Origin of the sequence: Janthinobacterium sp. CG3, assembly GCF_000344615.1 — a bacterium.
In the GTDB taxonomy this organism is placed as follows: Bacteria; Pseudomonadota; Gammaproteobacteria; order Burkholderiales; family Burkholderiaceae_D; genus Janthinobacterium.
In genome coordinates this window covers 2,764,151-2,782,769 of record NZ_KB467824.1, presented here as the reverse complement: position 1 = coordinate 2,782,769, position 18,619 = coordinate 2,764,151, and the positions used below count along the sequence as shown (strand labels likewise).

The following is an 18,619-nucleotide window of genomic DNA, read 5'->3' as shown; positions in this document are numbered from 1 at the left end:
CATGGCGGCGACGGTACGCGGGCGTGCTGCAAGGGGCGGCGAGGACGGCATGGTGCTGTTGCTGGCGCTGTGCGTGCTGGTCGCGGTGATGTTGATGGGCGTCTCGGCGGCGCAATTGGCCTTGCAGGGCGAGAAGGCGGCGCGCGGCGAGCGCGACCGGTTGACCGCCCTACAGGCGGCGGAGGAGGCATTGATGGACGCGGAAAACGACATTGAGGGGGCGGGCGGGGCATCCGCTCGCGGCGCCATGTTCGCACCCGGCAGCGCGCAGGGCTTTGCCGCCGGTTGCGCCAGCGCCGCGGCCGGCGCCGGGCACGGCCTGTGCCTGCGCCCGGCCGAGGGCGAGACGCCGCTGTGGCAGAGCGTCGATTTCGACGACGACGCGGCGACGGCGCGTTCGGTGCCGTACGGGAAATTCACCGGCGCGCAGATGGTCGCCGGCGAGGGCATGCTACCGTTCCGGCGACCGCGCTACATCATCGAATTGCTGCCCGATCCCCGGCAAGCGCAGGGCGGCGCGCCGCCTCCCCGCTATATTTACCGGGTCACGGCGGTCGGCTTCGGCGCGCGCGCCGGCCGCGAGGTGCTACAGCGTTTTCACCGCAAGTATGAAGCGCCCGCCGGCGAGCAGGGGGATGGGCCCGGGGATGGCGATGGCGATGGGGGCGGGCAATGAGGCGCCCGCCGCGGCCGTTTCGCGCGGCCGGCGTGAGCTTGTTGGAACTGCTCGCCGTCCTGGTGATCGTGAGCGTGCTGGCGGCGCTGACCTATCCAACGTTCCAGCACCACGTCGTCAAGGCGAAGCGGGCCGAAGCGCAGGCGGCGCTGATGCAACTGATGCAGCAGCAGGAGCGCTATTACTCCCAAAACAACAGCTATCTGACGTTTTCGTCGGCCTCGACCGATCCGGATGAAAAATTGTTCAAATGGTGGTCGGGCCAGGGCGCGGCGGTGGCGAGCGGCTACGAAATCCGCGCCACCGCCTGCGTCGACGACACCATCGCGCAATGCGTGAAACTGGACGCCGTGCCCGGCACCGACAAGGTGGACGCCCGTTTCGCCGACGCCGCCTGCCAAACGCTGACGCTGACCAGCACGGGCGACAAAAGCGCGTCGGGTCCGTCGCCGCGTTGCTGGCCATGAGGGGCGGCGAGTACCGCGGCGCCACCTTGGCCGAATTGATGGTGGTGCTGGCGATCGCCACCGTGTTGCTGGCGGCGGGTATGCCGTCGATGCACGACATGATCGCGCGCCAGCGGCTGCGCACGACGGTCGCCGACCTGTTCGCGGCCATCGACCTGACCCGCTCCGAGGCAAGCGCGCGCGGCGGCCGCGTCATGTTGGCGCCGCTCGACTCCATGGGCCGCGACTGGCGGCGCGGCTGGGCCGTGTTCGTCGACAAAAACGGCAGCAAGAACCTGGACCGGGGTGACGAACTGATCTTTCGGCATGGACCGGTCGCGGCCGGCATAATGATCAGCGCGGGGTTTTCATCGCCCCAGCCGCCCTTATATATTGCATATAATGCTGATGGACGGAGTTGCAGCGCTGGCAACAGCATGACCGCGCGCTGGGGCAGCCTGTCGGTGGTGCTGGGCGCGCGCACGCGCAACATTAAAATTAATATGTTGGGACGGGTGCGGGTCTGCGATCCCGACGTCGAGCGGGACACCTGCGCCGGCGTGGCCGGGCACTGACGTTGGGGGGCGTTAAGCCAGGCGGCTTCGACGTTGCGATATTCAAAACCCTTTAGCCATCAATACATATATAAGACACTCGTGCAAATACTCAACGATTTAGACGGCATGCAGCTTGCGCTGGAATGGGCCGCCAAGGGGCTTTACACCACTTCGCCGAATCCGCGCATCGGCTGCGTGATCGTCAAGGACGGCCTGGTGATCGGCACCGGCGTTACCCAGCCGGCCGGCCAGGCCCACGCCGAAGTGCAGGCGTTAGCCGACGCCGCCGCGCGCGGCCACGACGTGCGCGGCGCCACCGCCTACGTCACGCTGGAACCCTGCAACCACCACGGCCGCACACCGCCATGCTCGGACGCGCTGGTGCGCGCCGGCTTGGGCCGCGTGGTCGCCGCGATGACCGACCCCAACCCGCTGGTGGCGGGGCAGGGCTTGGCCAAGCTGGCAGCGGCCGGCATCGCCGTCAGCACCGGCTTGCTGGCCGAGCAGGCGTATGAGTTGAACATCGGCTTCTTTTCGCGCATGCGGCGCGGCCGGCCGTGGGTGCGGCTAAAGGCGGCGGCCAGCCTGGACGGCATGACGGCGCTACACAACGGCCGCAGCCAATGGATCACCGGAGCGGCGGCGCGCGCCGACGGCCACGCCTGGCGCGCGCGCACCTGCGCGATCCTGACCGGCATCGGCACCGTCAAGGCCGACAATCCGCAATTGACGGTGCGCGCGGTCGATACGCCGCGCCAGCCGCGCCGCATCGTCGTCGACAGCCGCTTGGAAATCGATGCGGCGGCGCGCGTGCTCGACGGCGGCGGCACCTGGATCGTCGCGGCCGTGGCCAACCCGGCAAAGCAGGCATCGCTGCACGCCGCCGGCAACGAGGTGATCCTGCTGCCGAACGCCGCCGGCAAAGTCGACCTGGCGCAGTTGATGGACGAGTTGGGCCGGCGCCAGATCAACGAATTGCACGTCGAAGCCGGCTCCAAGCTGAACGGCTCGCTGATCCGCGCGGGCTGCGTCGACGAATTGCTGGTGTACCTGGCGCCGTGCCTGATCGGCGACGCCCAGGGCATGTTTGCGCTGCCGGCCCTGACCGAGCTGGATCGCAAGCAACAGTTGAAATTTCACGAAGTCAAGCAAGTCGGCGACGATTTGCGTATCCTTGCCCGCTTTAACCCACTTTAAGATTGGTATCGCATGTTTACAGGAATTGTTGCCGCCGTTGGAAAAATTAGCTCGGTGCAGCCGCTCGACGGCGGCCTGGACGCGGGCGTGCGCCTGCACATCGACGCCGGCGGCCTGCCGCTGGCCGACGTCGCGCTGGGCGACTCGATCGCCATCAACGGCGCCTGCATGACCGTGGTAGAGAAGGACGCCACCAGTTTTGTCGTCGACGTCTCGCGCGAAAGCCTGAACTGCACCGTCGGCCTGGACACCACCACCGAGGTCAACCTCGAAAAAGCGCTGACTCTGGCCGAGCGCCTGGGCGGCCACCTGGTGTCCGGCCACGTCGACGGCCTGGGCCTGGTGCACAAGTTCGAGGCGGTCGGCGAATCGTGGGAATTGGTCATCGAAGCGCCGCGGGAGCTGGCGAAGTTCCTGGCCTTTAAAGGCTCGGTGGTCGTCAACGGCGTCTCGTTGACGGTGAACCGGGTCGAGGACCTGGGCGCCGGCGCGGCGCGGGGCTGCCGTTTCTCGATCAACCTGATTCCGCACACCATCGCCATGACGACGCTGAAAAACCTCGGCGTCGGCTCGAAGGTGAATCTGGAAATCGACCTGATCGCCCGCTATGTCGAGCGTATGCTGTCGCTCGGCAAGTAAGAGGGCGTGCCCCGGCGGCGGCGCGCCATGGACCGGGCGCGGCGGCCGATTCCGGCGCCGGCGGCGCCAACCGAGCGTTAATTCCAGTTTGGATGCGTTAAATCCTTTAAAATAGCAGGTTATAGAAAAATCGCGAAAATTCGAGAAGCACTCGACGGACTTCGCTTCAAGCGGTTTCGTAACCAAGGATTAAAAATGTCAATTTCCAGCACCGAAGAAATCGTCGCCGAACTGCGCGCCGGCCGCATGGTTATTCTGGTCGATGAAGAGGATCGGGAAAACGAGGGCGACCTGGTGCTCGCCGCCGATTTCGTCACGCCCGAGGCGATCAATTTCATGATCAAGCACGCGCGCGGGCTGGTCTGCCTGACGCTGACCGAAGAGCGCTGCGACAAGCTCAACCTGTCGATGATGACGTCGCGCAACGGCACCGCCTACGGCACCAATTTCACGGTGTCGATCGAAGCGGCCGAGGGCGTTACCACCGGCATCTCGGCGGCCGACCGCGCCAAGACCATCCAGGTGGCCGTGGCCAAGGACACCCAGCCGAGCGACATTGTGCAGCCCGGCCATATTTTCCCGCTGAAAGCCCAAAAGGGCGGCGTGCTGATGCGCGCCGGCCACACCGAAGCCGGTTGCGACCTGACGGCGATGGCCGGCCTGACGCCGGCCTCGGTGATCTGCGAGATCATGAAGGACGACGGCACCATGGCGCGCCTGCCGGACTTGCTGGAGTTTGCTGAAGAGCACAATTTGAAAATCGGCACCATTGCCGACCTGATCCATTACCGCAACCAGAACGAGTCCCTGGTCGACCGCATTGCCGAGCGGCCGATCCAGACCGCGCACGGCGAGTTCCGCCTGATCGCCTTCCGCGACAAGCCGAGCGGCTCGGCCCATCTGGCGTTGGTGCACGGCGACCTGGCCCCCGGCCTGGAAGCGCTGGTGCGCGTGCACGAGCCGGTGTCGGTGCTCGACCTGCTGGAAACCGAGGCCACCACCCATTCGTGGAACGTGTCGGCGTCGCTGGCGGCGATCAAGGCTTCCGAGCGCGGCGTGATGGTGTTGCTCAACTGCGGGGAATCGGCCAACGATCTGTTCGCCCAGTTCGCCGCCCTCGACACGCCGGAAGTGAAACCGAAGGGCCGCGCGGCCAGCATGGACCTGCGCAGCTATGGTATCGGCGCGCAAATCCTGCGGGACTTGGGCGTGGGCAAGATGCAGCTGCTGGCCAGTCCGCGCAAAATGCCGTCGATGACGGGTTTCGATCTGGAAGTGGTGGGTTTTCAAGCCAAGCCGAACGGACAATAAGACAGTATCTATTCCAAATATAGAAGAGGTTTGACATGACAGTAGGAACATACGAAACAAATTTCGCCGGCGACGGCTTGCGCGTGGGCATTGTCCAGGCGCGCTTTAACGAAGTCGTCGGCCACGGCCTGTTGTCGGCCTGCCTGGCCGAATTGAGCAAGCTGGGCGTGGCCGACGAGGACGTGTTGCACGTCACCGTGCCGGGTGCGCTGGAAATTCCGCTGGTGCTGCAGAAAATGGCTGAAACCCAGCAGTTCGACGCCTTGATCGCGCTGGGCGCGATCATCCGCGGCGAGACCTACCATTTCGAACTGGTGTCGAACGAGTCGGGCGCGGGCATTACCCGGGTCGGCCTGGATTTCGGCATCCCGATCGCCAACGCGGTGTTGACGACGGAAAACGACGAGCAAGCCGAAGTGCGCATGCTGGTCAAGGGCGCGGAAGCGGCGCGCGTCGCCGTGGAAATGGCGAATCTGGCGCAAGCGCTGGAAGAGTTGCAGGAAGCCGGCGAAGAAGAGTAAGCGAGCAATGCGGCGCGGACCGTGCGCGGTTCGCCCGCAGGCCGGATTTGTAGTGAACACAGTAATTAAGAACAGGTAAGAAACATCATGACAGAGAAAACTTTGCTCGCCAACCCCAGCAAGAACCGCACGCCGCGCCACCGCGCGCGCGAGTTTGCGTTGCAGGGTTTGTATCAGTGGCTGCTTAACAATGAAGACGCCGCCACCGTCGTGAACAACATTCGCGCCGCCCACGGCTTCGACAAGGCCGACGGCGACCATTTCAGCGTGCTGTTGTACGGCACCATCAAGGACTCGGTCGCCCTGCGCGACAGCGTCGCGCCGCTGATCGACCGCAAACTCACCGAATTGTCGCCGATTGAGCACGGCATCCTGCTGATCGGCGCGTTCGAGCTGAAGAACAACACGGAAATTCCTTACCGCGTCGTCATCAACGAAGCGGTCGAGCTGGCCAAGTCTTTCGGCGGTATCGACGGCCACAAGTACGTCAATGGCGTGCTCGACAAGTTGGCGGCGCAGTTCCGCGCCGACGAAGTCGCGGGCAATAAGCGCGGCTAAGACGCCGGGCGGCCAACTGGCCGGCCCAAGCAAGCGGCAAAAAGCCGCCGCGGGAGCGATCCCGCGGCGGCTTTTTTCATGGCGCAGTTTCGTGGCGTCGGCGTTGGGATAGGTAAAACTAAGTGCGCACCCCTGGGCCAGGCCCTAGTGCCGCTCAGTTAAGATTCCGTAGGTCGGAGTAGCGGACCGCGTCATCCGACGCCGCACCGCTGCCGACGCCAGTCGGGATACGCCGTTCCGGCTCACCCGACATACGAAAATTCTTAACTGAGCGGCATTAAGGTCAGACTGCGGCGCTTTGCTTTTGCTTGGTTTCAGTGCTGCCGGTGTCGTTTTCAGAAGGCGACTGCTCGAATGTCAGGAGTTGGTTGCACCGACCGAAACATGTCTGGCCCGTACCCGCATGATGGACTGGCGCGTCGTGCCAAAATCACGTGCTACCTTGGCGACCGACTCACCGGCCGCGAGTCGGACCATTGCATCGACTTGCTGAACTTTCGTCAGCGCTGACGGACGACCCAAAACCTTTCCTTCGGCCCGTGCGCGAGCGATACCGGCCTGGGTACGCTCGATCAATAGGTCGCGTTCGAATTCAGCAACCGCGCTAAGCACGCTCATGGTCATCTTGCCCGCAGCGCTTGTCAGATCCACACCGCCGAGTGCTAAACAATGCACACGAACAGAATCCGCCGCCAGCTGCTCTACCGTGGCACGCACATCCATGGCGTTGCGGCCCAACCTGTCTAGCTTGGTAACGATCAGCACATCGCCAGGCTCCAGGCGGTCAAGCAACCGGGCGAACTGTGGGCGCTTAGCGGCAGCGACGCTCCCACTGATGCTCTCGCACACGATCCAGCGTTTGTTGACGGCAAAGCCAGCGGACTCGATCTCGTGAATCTGGTTGTCCGTGTTCTGATCAATCGTGCTGACCCTTGCATAAATGAAAGTGCGAGACATATGGCAAAAATCCGTACGAAATGGGGGTCCTAATTGTAAGGCATGTCCGATACCGTATGTGCCTATTTTTGGTACATCCAAATCCAACCTGTACGTAACCGATCATTTTCGTACATATCGCCAATGCTGGGGAGACAACGGGCTAGTGGATGCGCTACACTTACATTAACATTCACAAAATGGAGGTGCGCTATGGCAACCCTGAAACACTCACTTGGTGATCATCATGTTCTTGATACTACTGCGACGACCGAATCGGTTGTAGAAGATACGATCGAAGCACGCCGAGCACGTCGCATGGCTGCGCTCAAGAAGGTTGCTGGTATCTGGTCGCGCCGTCCAGACATCCCAGCGGACGGATTGGAATACCAGCGGGAACTGAGGTCTGAATGGCGGGCCTAGTTCTTTTTGACACCAATATCCTGATCGACTGGAGCAAAGGCTACGCGGAAGCGCTAACTGAATTGGCACACTGGGACAATCCAGCCATCAGCGTGATCACCTGGATGGAATTGTATGGTGGAGCTGATGTGACTGACGTGCCGCGTTTCGACGAATTCATGGCGGACTTCGGGTTCGAGATCATCGAGATCGACCCCGAAATCATGCAGGCCGCAGCAGCCATCATGTCCGAGCGCCGCCGTCTAGGGCCGAAAATCGGATTGCCAGACGCAATCATTCAGGCAACAGCCGATGTCAAGAAGCTGACTATTATCACGCGCAATACGAAGGACTTCAGGGGGCAGGACGTACGTGTCCCATACGAGCTTAAGACGACGTCAACCGTCAGCGTAGTGAACATCAACCCTCCTGGCGAAACGCCAATACCTCCACGCGTAGGTCGCCTTACGCACATCAAATAGATAGCAGCGCACGAAGTGCTTCGGCAGCAGCTAGTAAGCCGCGGCTGGTCATCAGCGCTGTGCAATTAGCTCCTGAAAATCTGTGCAGTCACCTTCTGAAAATGACAGCCGGCCCGCAACGAAAAAAGCGGGCGGTCCGCGAGGACCGTCCGCCTTGTTGGCGTGTATATATATAGGTGACGCTTTACAGGCCCGCCAAGTCGTCTTGCTGCAGCAGCGCGGTGGTGGCTTTGTCGACGCTCGGGGCCGCTGGCGAGGCGGCCGGCGCGGCGGCGACCATCACGGGCGACGATGTGGTCGGCACTTTTTTACCGGTCGAGACTTGCTTGAGGCGGTTGTACTCGGCCAGTACGCGCGAGCCGTAGCCGTCGTCGGTGGCAAAGGCTGCCGCGCCCACATAGGTTTTCAGGCCAGCTTCCACCGAGCCGCCGCGGGTCACGTAGTCTTTCAGGATCAGCGAGCCGACACGGATGTTGGCCACCGGATTGAGCGCCGCCTGCACGCCGCCCATTTCCTCGAACTTGGCGTGGTGGATCTTCGACATCACCTGCATCAAGCCTTGCGCGCCGACCGGGCTTTCGGCGAACGGGTTCAGGCCCGATTCAATCGCCATCACAGCCAGGATCAGCAGCGGGTCGAGTTTGATCTCGCGCGCCGTCAGGTAGGCGGTGGAAACGAGCATGTTGGCGGCGTCGCCGGCCACGCGGTAGCGCTTGGAGAGCCAGGAGGTGACGAATTGCTGCTGCTTCTTGGTGCCGAGCAGGGCTTTCTCTTCGGCCGTCAGCGGTGTCGTGGCGGCGCCCGGGGCGCTGGCCGCAATCGCCGGTGCTTCCATCAAGTCCGACAGCGCGGGCGCCGCGACGACCAGGGCCGTTTCGACGGCCGGTTCGGCAAACAGGCTTTTGCTCATTTCTTTGGCCAGGTCGGGCCGGGCCAGTAGCAGGGCCACCAGTGCCACTGCGGAAATGCCAAGGATGGTCAAGGTGTGTTGCGCGGTGGCCAGCAGGCCGCGTGCCGATACGCGCGCGGTGGACAGCCACAAACGTGGTTGGCGCGCCGTCTTTGAAGCATGCATAGATGCTTCGGTGAAACGATTAGTCATTAGAATTCCCCTGAAATGTCGCGAAAAAGGGTCCCCGCGCCGCGTGTAACCGCAGCGTAGCTGGCCAGTGCCGTGCATCAGAAATAGCATCGTCTGTCGCCGCGGTGGTGCGCGCGAAAGACGCCGTCATTGCTTGCCTGAGCTGGTCGTTCCCTGTGGTATAGGACCAGTCGCAATACAACTTTTTTCGGGGGCAAGGCAGACGCCTTTTGAAAACACTCCTTAAAATGCCATGTGGAGCCCCGACTCCGTGAATGAATGAGTGACGTACAATCGGGTCCGCAGACCGGTGTCCTCTTCAAGTAGGGCAAATTGTAGAAGCCAGTTTATATCAAGTCAATACTAACACTTTCATTCTTTATTACTTTTATGTCTTACTTTTTTGCTTGCATTGCTCAGAAACCCAATAAAATCAATTACTTGGCATAGATATTGAAGCGACAACGCCTTCCATCAAAAAAAATTAAAAACACATGAAATATTCAGATTTGCGAGATTTTATTTCCCAACTGCAACGAATGGGTGAACTTAAGCCTATTTTGACGCCGGTTTCCCCTTTTTTAGAGATGACCGAGGTCTGCGACCGCACTTTGCGCGCCGGCGGGCCGGCTTTGCTGTTCCAGCGGCCGCTTGGACATAGCATGCCGGTGCTGGGTAATTTATTCGGCACGCCGCGCCGGGTGGCGCTGGGCATGGGCGCCGAGGACGTCGGCGAATTACGCAATATCGGCCATGTGCTGGCGCGCCTGAAGGAGCCGGAGCCGCCGAAGGGCTTCAAGGACTTGCTGGGGCTGGGTTCGCTGGTCAAGGCGGTCTGGGATATGTCGCCGAAGGAAGTGCGCGGCGCGCCCTGCCACGAGGTGGTGTGGGAAGGCAACGACGTCGACCTGGCCAAGCTGCCGATCCAACATTGCTGGCCGGGCGACGTGGCGCCGCTGATCACCTGGGGCCTGACCATTACCAAGGGGCCGAACAAGAAGCGGCAGAACCTCGGCATCTACCGCCAGCAGGTGTTGGGGCGCAACAAGGTCATCATGCGCTGGCTGGCGCACCGCGGCGGGGCGCTCGACTTCCGCGAGCACGCGCTGCAAAACAAGGGGCAGCCGTATCCGGTCGCCGTGGCGCTGGGTGCCGACCCGGCCACCATCCTGGGCGCGGTGACGCCGGTGCCGGACAGCCTGTCCGAATACCAGTTCGCCGGCTTGCTGCGCGGCAGCCGCACCGAGCTGACCAAGGCGATCGGCAGCGACCTGCGCGTGCCGGCCTCGGCCGAGATCGTGCTGGAGGGCCACATCTACCCGGACGAGAGCCATCCGTCCGGCTACGAACACGCGCTGGAGGGGCCGTACGGCGACCATACCGGCTATTACAATGAGCAGGATGCGTTTCCGGTGTTTACCATCGACCGCATTACGATGCGCCGCGACCCGATCTACCATTCGACCTATACCGGCAAGCCGCCCGACGAGCCGGCCGTGCTGGGCCTGGCGCTCAACGAGGTGTTTGTGCCGTTGCTGCAAAAGCAGTTCAGCGAAATCACCGATTTCTACCTGCCGCCGGAAGGTTGCAGCTACCGCATGGCGGTGGTGCAGATCAAGAAGCAGTACGCCGGCCACGCCAAGCGCGTAATGTTCGGCGTGTGGAGCTTCCTGCGCCAGTTCATGTATACCAAGTTCATTGTCGTCGTCGACGAGGACGTCAACATCCGCGACTGGAAAGAGGTGATCTGGGCCATCACGACGCGCGTCGATCCGAGCCGCGACACCACGCTGGTCGACAACACGCCGATCGACTATCTGGACTTCGCCTCGCCGGTGAGCGGGCTGGGCAGCAAGATGGGCATCGACGCGACCAACAAGTGGCCGGGTGAAACCAGCCGCGAGTGGGGCACGACGATTGCGATGACGCCGGCCGTGAAGGCGCGCGTCGACAGCATTTGGCAGGAGCTGGGGCTGTAGGGGGGAAGGTGGGGCGCACGGTGTTGTTCGCGGCGCCCCACGAAAACCCAAAGCTCGGTTATAATTGCACCCGGCGGGCCCCTGCGCATTGTGGCATGGCTAACCTGGTCAGGTCGGGAACGAAGCAGCCACGGCTATTACCCATAAGTGCCGCAGATCAGGCTCGCCTCTTTTGATCTCTCAAATCTTGCTCCGGCAAGCATGCAATACTCTGTCGGCACCTCTGTTTCGCCCCCTCTATTTTTACTCGGTATCCAGTTCAGCCGCGCCTGGCCGCTCCGACACCAGCATCAGCGGATCTTCTTGCAGCAGCGCCAGCTCCGGCGCCAGCCTGATCTGGTTCTTCGCGTCGCTGTTATAGAGTTTGGCGCCGCTCTTTCCCTGTATCGTCAACTGGGCGGGCTTGGGGAATTGCAGTACCACCGTTTTGATCGTTGGCACCAGCAGGCTCAACATGCCCGCGTGCGTTTTGATCAGCTCGTTGCTCTGGGCGACGCTGCCCATCAGCCTGCTATAACGCCATTGCCGCCCGTCCGGCACCAGCGCATCCATGCCGAAGCCGACGCCGACTTTTTCCGACGTCGGCAGATTGGTCCAAATTTTCGCGTCCTCCTTGATCCAGGCCGCGTTCGGCACCAGAAACAGTTTGCCCTCCGGCGTGATGGGCAGCACCTGCTTGCCGGCCGAGTGCGCCACGGTCAGCACCATGTCGGATGGCTTGATGCCCTTGTTCTTCGGCGTCAACATGGCATACAGGGTGACCTTGTCGCGCCCGCCGATGGGGGAGGCGTAGAACTTGTCGAGCTTGAGTTTGTCGATCAGTTTCGCGTACGCAATCCATTCGCGGTCCTCGGCGAAGGCGCTGGCGTGTAGCAGGCAGAACAATGGTACCAGGAGTATTTTCTTCATTTTTTTGGAATGTTAAGGAAAAAACAAAGTGTAGCGGAGACCTCTGCTTTCCCCAAATTGCGGCACACCTTGTTACAATTCGCTCTTTGCAGCCGCTACCACCAGGGCTCCTGCGCGCGGCCAGCGCAGGATTAACCGCTCCATCCGCTATCTACGGTAAAATCCCAGCATGTCCTATCAAGTCCTCGCCCGTAAATACCGCCCCAAAAATTTCGAAACGCTCGTCGGCCAGGAACACGTCGTGCGCGCCCTGACGCACGCGCTGCATAGCGGACGCCTGCACCACGCCTATTTGTTCACCGGCACGCGCGGGGTCGGCAAGACCACCCTGTCGCGCATCCTGGCCAAATCGCTCAATTGCATCGGCCCGGACGGCAACGGCGGCATCACCGCCCAGCCCTGCGGCGTATGCGAAGCCTGCACCGCGATCGACGCCGGCCGCTTCGTTGACTATATAGAGATGGACGCGGCGTCGAACCGCGGCGTCGATGAAATGGCGCAGTTGCTGGAACAGGCCGTGTACGCGCCGTCCAACGCCCGTTTCAAGGTGTATATGATCGATGAGGTGCACATGCTCACCAATCACGCCTTCAATTCGATGCTGAAGACGCTGGAGGAGCCGCCCGAGCACGTCAAGTTCATCCTGGCCACCACCGATCCGCAAAAGATTCCGGTGACGGTGCTGTCGCGCTGCCTCCAGTTCAACTTGAAGCAAATGCCGCCCGGCCACATCATCAGCCACCTCGACAACATTCTGGGGCAGGAGGGCATCGCCTTCGAACAGCCGGCGCTGCGCCTGCTGGCCCAGGGCGCGCACGGTTCGATGCGCGACGCGCTGTCGCTGACCGACCAGGCGATCGCCTACGCCGCCGGCGAAGTGACGCTGGACGCGGTGCAGGGCATGCTGGGCGCGCTCGACCAGACTTTCCTGATCCGCCTGCTCGACGCGCTGGCGCGCCAGGACGGCACCGACTTGCTGGCCGTGGCCGACGAAATGGCCACCCGCAGCCTGTCGTACAACGGCGCCCTGCAAGACCTGGGCACCTTGTTGCACCGGATCGCGCTGGCGCAAACCGTGCCGGCGGCGTTGCCGGCCGACTTGCCCGAGTATGCCGACATCGTGCGTCTGGCCGCCGCCTTCGACGCCGAGGAAGTGCAACTGTATTACCAGATCGCCGTGCATGGCCGCAATGAATTGGGCCTGGCGCCCGACGAGTACGCCGGTTTTTCGATGACCCTGCTGCGCATGCTCGCCTTCCGGCCGGGCATAGGCGGCGCCGAGGGCTTGCCGGCGACGCCGGCCGCCACGCGGCCTATGGGTAATCCGGCTGGCGCGGCGCGCGCCGCCGTCGCCGCCGCGCCCGCGAGGGCGGCGTCGAACGCCGTCGCCAGCCACGCCGCCGTGACGCCGCCGGCCGTGGTGGCCGCGGCCGCCGCCACGCTGGCCCGCGGCGCTGTGCCGCCGGCGCGCGTTGCGCCGGCCGCGCTGGCGGCGCGTCCAGCCGCCGTGCCAGCGCCGGCCGCCCCTGTTACCCCAGTCACGCAGGCGGCCCCGGCCGCCGCACCGTCGACGCCGGCCAGTGCGGCGCGCGCCGCGCTCGACGCCGCGCTGTTGGCGGCCCGCGCCGCATCCAAAGGCAACGGCGGCGGCCGCTCGGCGCCACCGCCGGCGGCCGCTCCGGCTCCGGCGCCAGCCGCCCCGGCCCCGGCCCCGTCCCCGTCCCCGTCCGTTATGCGGGCTCCGGCCGCCGCGTCGGCGCAACCCGCCCCCGCGCGGCCGATGCCGCCGCCGGCGACGGCGCAGAAAGCCCCCGCGCCATGGGACGACGCGCCCGCGGTGGCGGTAAGGGACGCCGCGGCTGAGGTTGCCGCGCCGGTGCGCCAGGTTGCGCCGCAGCAGCAGCAGGCCGAGCCGGATGACGACTTGCCGCCCTGGGTTACCGAATTTTCCGACGACAGCGCCTCGGCGGCCGTGCAGAGCGCGCCGGCCGAAGCCGCCCCGGTGGCGGCGCGGCAAGCCGTTCCGGCGCCGGCGCAGCGCGCGCCGTATGTGCTGGTGCCGGTGCCCGGCCTGGAATGGGACGGCGATTGGCCGGCCGTGGCGGCCGTGCTGCCGCTGCGCGGCGTGGCCCAGCAACTGGCGGTGCAAGCCGAACTGATCGAATGCCAGCACGACGGCCACAGCACGCTGTTCCGTCTGCGCGTGCCGATCGATACCTGGCGCAGCCCGGCCAACGTCGAGAAGCTGGCCGCCGCCTTGAGCGAGCGCTTCCAGCGCAAGGTCGGCGTCGACACCGAACTGGGCGCGGTCTGGCACACGGCCAGCGCCGAGGCGCAGGCGCACCGCGAAGCCTGCCAGCGCGAAGCCGAGGACACCATTGAACACGATCCTTTTGTGCAAAGCATGATGCGCGACTTCAACGCCACCGTTGTGCCGGGCTCGATCACGCCGGCGCCCGCGGCGCCGCCGCACTAATTAAATAATTTCAATCTATCCAACCTTACGGAGCACACCATCATGATGAAAAACCAATTGGCAGGCCTGATGAAGCAAGCGCAGACGATGCAAGACAATATGAAGAAGGCGCAAGACCAACTGGCGCTGGTGGAAGTCGAAGGCCAGTCCGGCGCCGGCTTGGTGAAGATCGTCATGACCTGCAAAAACGACGTCAAGCGCGTCTCGATCGACCCGTCGCTGCTGGCCGACGACAAGGACATGCTGGAAGACCTGGTCGCCGCCGCCTTCAACGACGCCGTGCGCAAGGCGGAAGCCACCTCGGCCGAGAAAATGGGCGGCCTGACCGGCGGCATGAACTTGCCTGCCGGCTTCAAAATGCCATTCTGATGCACACCACGACGCAGCGCGCGCGGGGTCGCCTCAGCCATGTCTAAGGCGCTCGAGTTCTTGACCGAGGCGTTGCGGCGCCTGCCCGGCGTCGGCCCCAAGTCGGCGCAGCGGATGGCCTTCCACCTGTTGCAGCACGACCGCGAGGGCGCCGCCATGCTGTCGCGCGCGCTGTTCCAGGCGGTCGACGCGGTGCACCACTGCGCCTTGTGCAACACCTTCACCGAACACGAGGTGTGCGAGAACTGCCTCGACGGCGAGCGCGACAAGCGCCTGCTATGCGTGGTGGAAACGCCCGCCGACCAGTTGATGATCGAGCAGACGCTCACCTACAAGGGCCTGTACTTCGTGCTGATGGGACGCCTGTCGCCGCTGGACGGCATCGGGCCGAAGGACATCCACCTGGAAAAACTGCTGGCCCGCGCCAACGACGGCGTCGTCGGCGAGGTGGTGCTGGCCACCAACTTCACCAACGAGGGCGAAGCCACCGCGCATTACATCAGCGAAATGCTGAAGGCGCGCGGGCTGCGCGTCAGTCGTCTGGCGCGTGGCGTGCCGGTCGGCGGGGAACTGGAATACGTCGACGCGGGCACCATCGCGCGCGCGATGCTCGACCGCAGAAGCACTTAAAACATCCATGGAAAAAAAGAATTCGGCCGGCCCGCTGACGGGCATCAAGGTCTTGGAGCTGGGCACCCTGATCGCCGGGCCGTTCTGCGCCCGCATGCTGGCCGAGTTCGGCGCCGAGGTGATCAAGATCGAGGCGCCCGAGGGCGGCGACCCGATCCGCCACTGGCGCGTGCTCAAGGACGGCACCTCGCTGTGGTGGTCGGTGCAGGCGCGCAACAAGAAAAGCCTGACCTTGAATTTAAAGGACGCCCGCGGCCGCGCCATCGCCCGGCGCCTGGCGCTGGACGCCGACATCATCATTGAAAACTACCGGCCCGGCGTGCTGGAGAAGTGGGAACTCGGCTACCAGCAGTTGAAGCTGGAAAATCCCTCGTTGATCATGGTGCGCCTGTCCGGTTTCGGCCAGACCGGGCCGATGAAGGACTTGCCGGGCTTTGGCGCCATCGGCGAATCGATGGGCGGGCTGCGCTACGTGTCGGGCCATGCGGACCGGCCGCCGGTGCGCGTCGGCGTCTCGATCGGCGACTCGGTGGCGGCGTTGCACGGCGTCATCGGCGCGATGATGGCGCTGCGCCACCGCGACGCCACCGGCGGGCGCATGGCCGCCGGCAACCCGGGCGGGCAGGGGCAGATGGTCGACGTCGCGCTGTACGAGGCGGTCTTCAACATGATGGAGTCGCTGGTGCCGGAATTCGACCACGCCGGCGTGGTGCGCGAGCGCACCGGCGGCGCGCTGCCGGGCATCGTGCCGTCGAACACCTACACCACCGGCGACGGCGAGAACATCGTCATCGCCGGCAACGGCGACGCCATCTTCAAGCGCCTGATGCTGGCCATCGGCCGCATCGACCTGGCCGGCGACGCGCAACTGGCGCGCAACGACGGCCGGGTCGCGCGCACCGCCGAGATCGACGAGGCCATCGGCGCCTGGTGCGCCGGGCGCGACATCGACAGCGCGCTGGCGGTGCTGAAGGCGGCCGACGTGCCGGCCGGGAAAATCTACTCGGTGCGCGACATGATGAGCGACCCGCAGTTCCTGGCGCGCGAGATGTTCGAGCAGCACCACTTCGCCGACGGCACGCCGGTCAAGCTGCCGGCGATCACGCCGAAACTGTCGGAGACGCCGGGCCGCACCAAATGGCTGGGACCGGAGCTGGGCCAGCACAACGACGAGGTGCTGCGCGGTTTGGGCTATGACGAGGCCGCCGTGGCCGAGTTGCGCCGCGATGGGGTGTTGTAAGTCGCCGCGCCGTGTCGCGGGCCGGATTGGCCCGATGGGCTAACCCGACCTGCGAAACCCGGCTGACTTCATCGTCGCCCTTAAACCTGGCCCCACAGGTTCAGCTGCGGCGCCGCCGTCAACGCCGCCTGGTTGTTGAGCATCAGGGTGATCGATTCGTGCGGCAACGGATGCCCCAGGAAGTAGCCCTGCACCATGTCGCAGCCGTATTGCTCGAGCAGTTGCAGTTGCTCGTCCGTTTCGACGCCCTCGGCCACCACCACCATGCGCAGCCCGTGCGCCATGGCGATGATGGCGCGGGTGATGGCGGCGTTCTCCGAATCCTGCGGCAGGCCGCTGATGAAGCTTTTGTCGATCTTTAGCGCGCGCACGTCGAAGCGCTTCAGGTAGTTCATCGACGAGTAGCCGGTGCCGAAGTCGTCGATCGACAGGTACACGCCGATCGCCCGCAGCTGCTCCAGCGTCACCAGGGTGGCCCTGGCGTCGTCCATCAGCGTGCCCTCGGTCAGTTCGAGTTCCAGCAAGCGCGCGTCGAGCCCGGTGTCGGCCAGCGCCGACATGACGATCTGCGTCAGGTTCTCGTCCTTGAATTGTTTGGCCGACAGGTTCACCGCCATGCGCAGCGCCCGCTTGCCGTTCCTTTGCCAGCTCTTCGCCTGCAGGCAGGCGGTGCGCAGCACCCATTCGCCGATCGGCACGATCAGGCCGGTATCCTCGGCCAGCGGGATGAAGTCGTTCGGCGAGATGATGCCGTGCTCGGGGTGGCGCCAGCGCACCAGCGCCTCGACGCCGACGATTTGCGCGCTCTGCACGTCGATCTGCGGCTGGTATAGCAGGTACAGCTCGTCGTTTTTCAGCGCCTTGCGCAAACCCACCTCGAGCTTGACGTGGCTCATGATCTGCATCGTCAGCGAGGAGCTGTACAGCTTGGCGTTGTTCTTGCCGCAGTTCTTCGCGTGGTACATCGCCGTGTCGGCGTACTTCAGCAGCGAGGTGCAGTCGTCGCCGTCCTGCGGATACAGCGAAATGCCGATGCTGGCGGTGACGAAGATTTCGTGGTCGTCGATGAGGAAGGAGCGGCGCATCGCCTCCTTGACGCGGTGCGCCACGTTGAGCGCGTTTTCGACCCGCTCCAGGTCGGGGATCAGGATGGTGAACTCGTCGCCGCCCAGGCGCGCCAGGTTGTTGTCCTGCTCGTTGCGCGCGACCAGGTCGCGCGGCCGGATGGTGTCGCGCAGCCGCTCCGAGACCGCCTGCAGCAGCAGGTCGCCGACGTTGTGGCCGAGCGTGTCGTTGATGCGCTTGAAGGCGTCCAGGTCCATGAACAACACGGCGAATTTCTTGTCGGCGGCCTTGGAGCGGGCCAGCTCGCGCTCCAGCGTTTCCAGGAAGGCTTGGCGGTTCGGGATGCCGGTCAGGCTGTCGCAGTAGGCCAGGCGGCGGATCTGTTCCTCGGTGCGCTTGCGCTCGCTGATGTCGCGCACCAGGCCGAGCACCTGGTCGCTGCCGGTGGTCACCAGGCGGGTTTCGAAGTGCAGCGTGCCGTCCTGCCGCGTCAGTTCGTAGTCGGCGGAACGGATGTGCTGGCTGTCGAGCACCGCGTGCATTTGCTGCATCAGGCGCTCGGCGATGTCGGCCGGCAGCACTTCGCTGATGTGCTTGCCGACGCAGCCGGCCGCCGAGAACACCGCGCTGGCGTCGTGGCCCTGCTCGTAGTCGAGGTAGACGCCGTCCCGGTTCAGGCGGAAAAAGGTGTCGGGGATGGCCGCCAGCACGGCGCGGTTGTGGGCGTCGGCGATGCGCAGGCGGGCAATGGCGTCGCTGGCGCGCAGCACGTACAGCACGCGGTGGCCGAGGATGGGCCAGTTGATCGGTTTCGAGACGAAGTCGGTGGCGCCCACCTCGTAGGCGTGGGTCACCGATTCGAGTTCGTCGCCGCCGGTGACCATGATGATCGGCACCACGCTGTCCGTTTCCAGCCGGCGAATTTCGCGGCACACGGCGAAACCGTCCAGCGCCGGCATGTCGACGTCGAGCAGGATCAGGTCCGGCGCCATGCTCTTGTACCGGGCCAGCGCCTCGAGGCCGTCGCAGGCCTCGATGGCGTCCAGGCCGACCTGGCTCAGCATTTCCAGCATCAGCAGGCGCATCACCGGATCGTCGTCGGCGACCAGCACCACGCCGCGTTTGGGGAGGAGGGGCGCTGCCAT

19 protein-coding genes and 1 other RNA gene are annotated in these 18,619 nt (G+C 64.2%); 16 read left to right on the top strand and 4 right to left on the bottom strand.

Going from position 1 to position 18,619, the window contains the following annotated elements:
* The first annotated feature begins 49 nt into the window (after window positions 1-49).
* From JANGC3_RS0112130 to nusB, 8 genes are all read left to right on the top strand, one after another.
* Window positions 50-676, top strand: a complete 627-nt coding sequence (locus JANGC3_RS0112130) for a pilus assembly PilX family protein (protein ID WP_017876761.1) — start codon at window positions 50-52, stop codon at window positions 674-676.
* Window positions 673-1,143 (top strand): type IV pilin protein, encoded by a 471-nt coding sequence (locus tag JANGC3_RS0112125; protein ID WP_017876760.1) that lies wholly within the window; start codon window positions 673-675, stop codon window positions 1,141-1,143. Before JANGC3_RS0112130 ends, JANGC3_RS0112125 begins: the two co-directional genes overlap by 4 nt.
* 38 nt (window positions 1,144-1,181) lie before the next feature.
* Window positions 1,182-1,697, top strand: coding sequence for a GspH/FimT family pseudopilin (locus tag JANGC3_RS0112120; RefSeq protein WP_232429695.1), 516 nt, complete (start codon window positions 1,182-1,184; stop codon window positions 1,695-1,697).
* Window positions 1,698-1,805: 108 nt separating this feature from the next.
* A complete protein-coding gene (gene ribD / locus JANGC3_RS0112115) occupies window positions 1,806-2,876 on the top strand; it encodes a bifunctional diaminohydroxyphosphoribosylaminopyrimidine deaminase/5-amino-6-(5-phosphoribosylamino)uracil reductase RibD (protein WP_017876758.1) in 1,071 nt (356 codons plus the stop codon).
* Between the two features lie 12 nt (window positions 2,877-2,888).
* Entirely contained in the window at window positions 2,889-3,515 is a 627-nt protein-coding gene (locus JANGC3_RS0112110; RefSeq protein ID WP_026132890.1) for a riboflavin synthase, read from the top strand.
* Between the two features lie 195 nt (window positions 3,516-3,710).
* Complete coding sequence (gene ribBA, locus JANGC3_RS0112105) at window positions 3,711-4,826, top strand: bifunctional 3,4-dihydroxy-2-butanone-4-phosphate synthase/GTP cyclohydrolase II (RefSeq protein WP_017876756.1); 1,116 nt, start codon at window positions 3,711-3,713, stop codon at window positions 4,824-4,826.
* Between the two features lie 35 nt (window positions 4,827-4,861).
* The gene (gene ribH, locus JANGC3_RS0112100) at window positions 4,862-5,347 is read left to right on the top strand and encodes a 6,7-dimethyl-8-ribityllumazine synthase (protein WP_026132889.1); all 486 of its coding nucleotides are present in this window, start codon (window positions 4,862-4,864) and stop codon (window positions 5,345-5,347) included.
* An 87-nt stretch (window positions 5,348-5,434) separates the two neighbouring features.
* Window positions 5,435-5,905 (top strand): transcription antitermination factor NusB, encoded by a 471-nt coding sequence (nusB, locus tag JANGC3_RS0112095; RefSeq protein ID WP_026132888.1) that lies wholly within the window; start codon window positions 5,435-5,437, stop codon window positions 5,903-5,905.
* Window positions 5,906-6,262: 357 nt separating this feature from the next.
* Here the strand turns inward: nusB and JANGC3_RS0112090 are convergent, their stop codons facing one another.
* A complete protein-coding gene (locus tag JANGC3_RS0112090; protein WP_017876753.1) occupies window positions 6,263-6,862 on the bottom strand; it encodes a recombinase family protein in 600 nt (199 codons plus the stop codon).
* Between the two features lie 192 nt (window positions 6,863-7,054).
* Between JANGC3_RS0112090 and JANGC3_RS32650 the strand changes: the two genes are divergently transcribed.
* Complete coding sequence (locus JANGC3_RS32650) at window positions 7,055-7,264, top strand: hypothetical protein (protein ID WP_157406584.1); 210 nt, start codon at window positions 7,055-7,057, stop codon at window positions 7,262-7,264.
* Entirely contained in the window at window positions 7,252-7,725 is a 474-nt protein-coding gene (locus tag JANGC3_RS29180) for a PIN domain-containing protein (protein ID WP_017876752.1), read from the top strand. The genes JANGC3_RS32650 and JANGC3_RS29180 overlap by 13 nt, the downstream gene beginning before the upstream one ends.
* Before the next feature lie 184 nt (window positions 7,726-7,909).
* On the opposite strand, the gene JANGC3_RS29175 is transcribed toward JANGC3_RS29180, so the two are convergent.
* Window positions 7,910-8,800, bottom strand: coding sequence for a lytic transglycosylase domain-containing protein (locus tag JANGC3_RS29175; protein WP_035787654.1), 891 nt, complete (start codon window positions 8,798-8,800; stop codon window positions 7,910-7,912).
* Between the two features lie 500 nt (window positions 8,801-9,300).
* On the opposite strand from JANGC3_RS29175, the gene ubiD reads away from it, so the two are divergent.
* Both ubiD and ffs read left to right on the top strand, forming a co-directional pair.
* Complete coding sequence (gene ubiD, locus JANGC3_RS0112075) at window positions 9,301-10,785, top strand: 4-hydroxy-3-polyprenylbenzoate decarboxylase (RefSeq protein ID WP_026132887.1); 1,485 nt, start codon at window positions 9,301-9,303, stop codon at window positions 10,783-10,785.
* 72 nt (window positions 10,786-10,857) lie between these two features.
* An RNA gene (gene ffs / locus JANGC3_RS31530) (signal recognition particle sRNA small type) lies at window positions 10,858-10,956 on the top strand.
* Window positions 10,957-11,028: 72 nt separating this feature from the next.
* Here ffs and JANGC3_RS0112070 read toward each other — a convergent pair.
* Entirely contained in the window at window positions 11,029-11,694 is a 666-nt protein-coding gene (locus tag JANGC3_RS0112070; RefSeq protein ID WP_017876749.1) for a DUF2987 domain-containing protein, read from the bottom strand.
* Window positions 11,695-11,863: 169 nt separating this feature from the next.
* Between JANGC3_RS0112070 and dnaX the strand changes: the two genes are divergently transcribed.
* From dnaX to JANGC3_RS0112050, 4 genes are read left to right on the top strand one after another with little or no spacing between them, the layout of a single operon-like run.
* On the top strand, window positions 11,864-14,170 hold the full coding sequence (gene dnaX / locus JANGC3_RS0112065) for a DNA polymerase III subunit gamma/tau (RefSeq protein ID WP_017876748.1): 2,307 nt from the start codon (window positions 11,864-11,866) through the stop codon (window positions 14,168-14,170).
* 42 nt (window positions 14,171-14,212) lie between these two features.
* Window positions 14,213-14,539: a YbaB/EbfC family nucleoid-associated protein gene (locus JANGC3_RS0112060; RefSeq protein ID WP_017876747.1), complete on the top strand. Its 327-nt coding sequence runs from the start codon at window positions 14,213-14,215 to the stop codon at window positions 14,537-14,539.
* A 39-nt stretch (window positions 14,540-14,578) separates the two neighbouring features.
* Entirely contained in the window at window positions 14,579-15,169 is a 591-nt protein-coding gene (gene recR / locus JANGC3_RS0112055) for a recombination mediator RecR (RefSeq protein WP_026132886.1), read from the top strand.
* A gap of 7 nt (window positions 15,170-15,176) precedes the next feature.
* Entirely contained in the window at window positions 15,177-16,409 is a 1,233-nt protein-coding gene (locus JANGC3_RS0112050) for a CaiB/BaiF CoA transferase family protein (RefSeq protein WP_017876745.1), read from the top strand.
* An 80-nt stretch (window positions 16,410-16,489) separates the two neighbouring features.
* Here JANGC3_RS0112050 and JANGC3_RS0112045 read toward each other — a convergent pair whose 3' ends face one another.
* Window positions 16,490-18,619 carry a putative bifunctional diguanylate cyclase/phosphodiesterase gene (locus JANGC3_RS0112045; RefSeq protein ID WP_026132885.1) on the bottom strand — a complete coding sequence of 710 codons (2,130 nt, stop codon included), beginning with the start codon at window positions 18,617-18,619 and terminating at the stop codon, window positions 16,490-16,492.

Bases quoted from the DNA above. Each gene is read 5' to 3' on its own strand.
- JANGC3_RS0112110 (WP_026132890.1), top strand. From the start codon at position 2,889: ATGTTTACAGGAATTGTTGCCGCCGTTGGAAAAATTAGCTCGGTGCAG.
- JANGC3_RS0112070 (WP_017876749.1), bottom strand. From the start codon at position 11,694: ATGAAGAAAATACTCCTGGTACCATTGTTCTGCCTGCTACACGCCAGC.
- JANGC3_RS0112130 (WP_017876761.1), top strand. From the start codon at position 50: ATGGTGCTGTTGCTGGCGCTGTGCGTGCTGGTCGCGGTGATGTTGATG.
- JANGC3_RS32650 (WP_157406584.1), top strand. From the start codon at position 7,055: ATGGCAACCCTGAAACACTCACTTGGTGATCATCATGTTCTTGATACT.
- nusB (WP_026132888.1), top strand. From the start codon at position 5,435: ATGACAGAGAAAACTTTGCTCGCCAACCCCAGCAAGAACCGCACGCCG.
- ribD (WP_017876758.1), top strand. From the start codon at position 1,806: ATGCAGCTTGCGCTGGAATGGGCCGCCAAGGGGCTTTACACCACTTCG.
- JANGC3_RS0112045 (WP_026132885.1), bottom strand. From the start codon at position 18,619: ATGGCAGCGCCCCTCCTCCCCAAACGCGGCGTGGTGCTGGTCGCCGAC.
- dnaX (WP_017876748.1), top strand. From the start codon at position 11,864: ATGTCCTATCAAGTCCTCGCCCGTAAATACCGCCCCAAAAATTTCGAA.
- ribH (WP_026132889.1), top strand. From the start codon at position 4,862: ATGACAGTAGGAACATACGAAACAAATTTCGCCGGCGACGGCTTGCGC.
- JANGC3_RS0112125 (WP_017876760.1), top strand. From the start codon at position 673: ATGAGGCGCCCGCCGCGGCCGTTTCGCGCGGCCGGCGTGAGCTTGTTG.
- JANGC3_RS0112090 (WP_017876753.1), bottom strand. From the start codon at position 6,862: ATGTCTCGCACTTTCATTTATGCAAGGGTCAGCACGATTGATCAGAAC.
- recR (WP_026132886.1), top strand. From the start codon at position 14,579: ATGTCTAAGGCGCTCGAGTTCTTGACCGAGGCGTTGCGGCGCCTGCCC.
- JANGC3_RS29175 (WP_035787654.1), bottom strand. From the start codon at position 8,800: ATGCATGCTTCAAAGACGGCGCGCCAACCACGTTTGTGGCTGTCCACC.
- JANGC3_RS0112050 (WP_017876745.1), top strand. From the start codon at position 15,177: ATGGAAAAAAAGAATTCGGCCGGCCCGCTGACGGGCATCAAGGTCTTG.
- ubiD (WP_026132887.1), top strand. From the start codon at position 9,301: ATGAAATATTCAGATTTGCGAGATTTTATTTCCCAACTGCAACGAATG.
- JANGC3_RS0112060 (WP_017876747.1), top strand. From the start codon at position 14,213: ATGATGAAAAACCAATTGGCAGGCCTGATGAAGCAAGCGCAGACGATG.
- ribBA (WP_017876756.1), top strand. From the start codon at position 3,711: ATGTCAATTTCCAGCACCGAAGAAATCGTCGCCGAACTGCGCGCCGGC.
- JANGC3_RS29180 (WP_017876752.1), top strand. From the start codon at position 7,252: ATGGCGGGCCTAGTTCTTTTTGACACCAATATCCTGATCGACTGGAGC.
- JANGC3_RS0112120 (WP_232429695.1), top strand. From the start codon at position 1,182: ATGGTGGTGCTGGCGATCGCCACCGTGTTGCTGGCGGCGGGTATGCCG.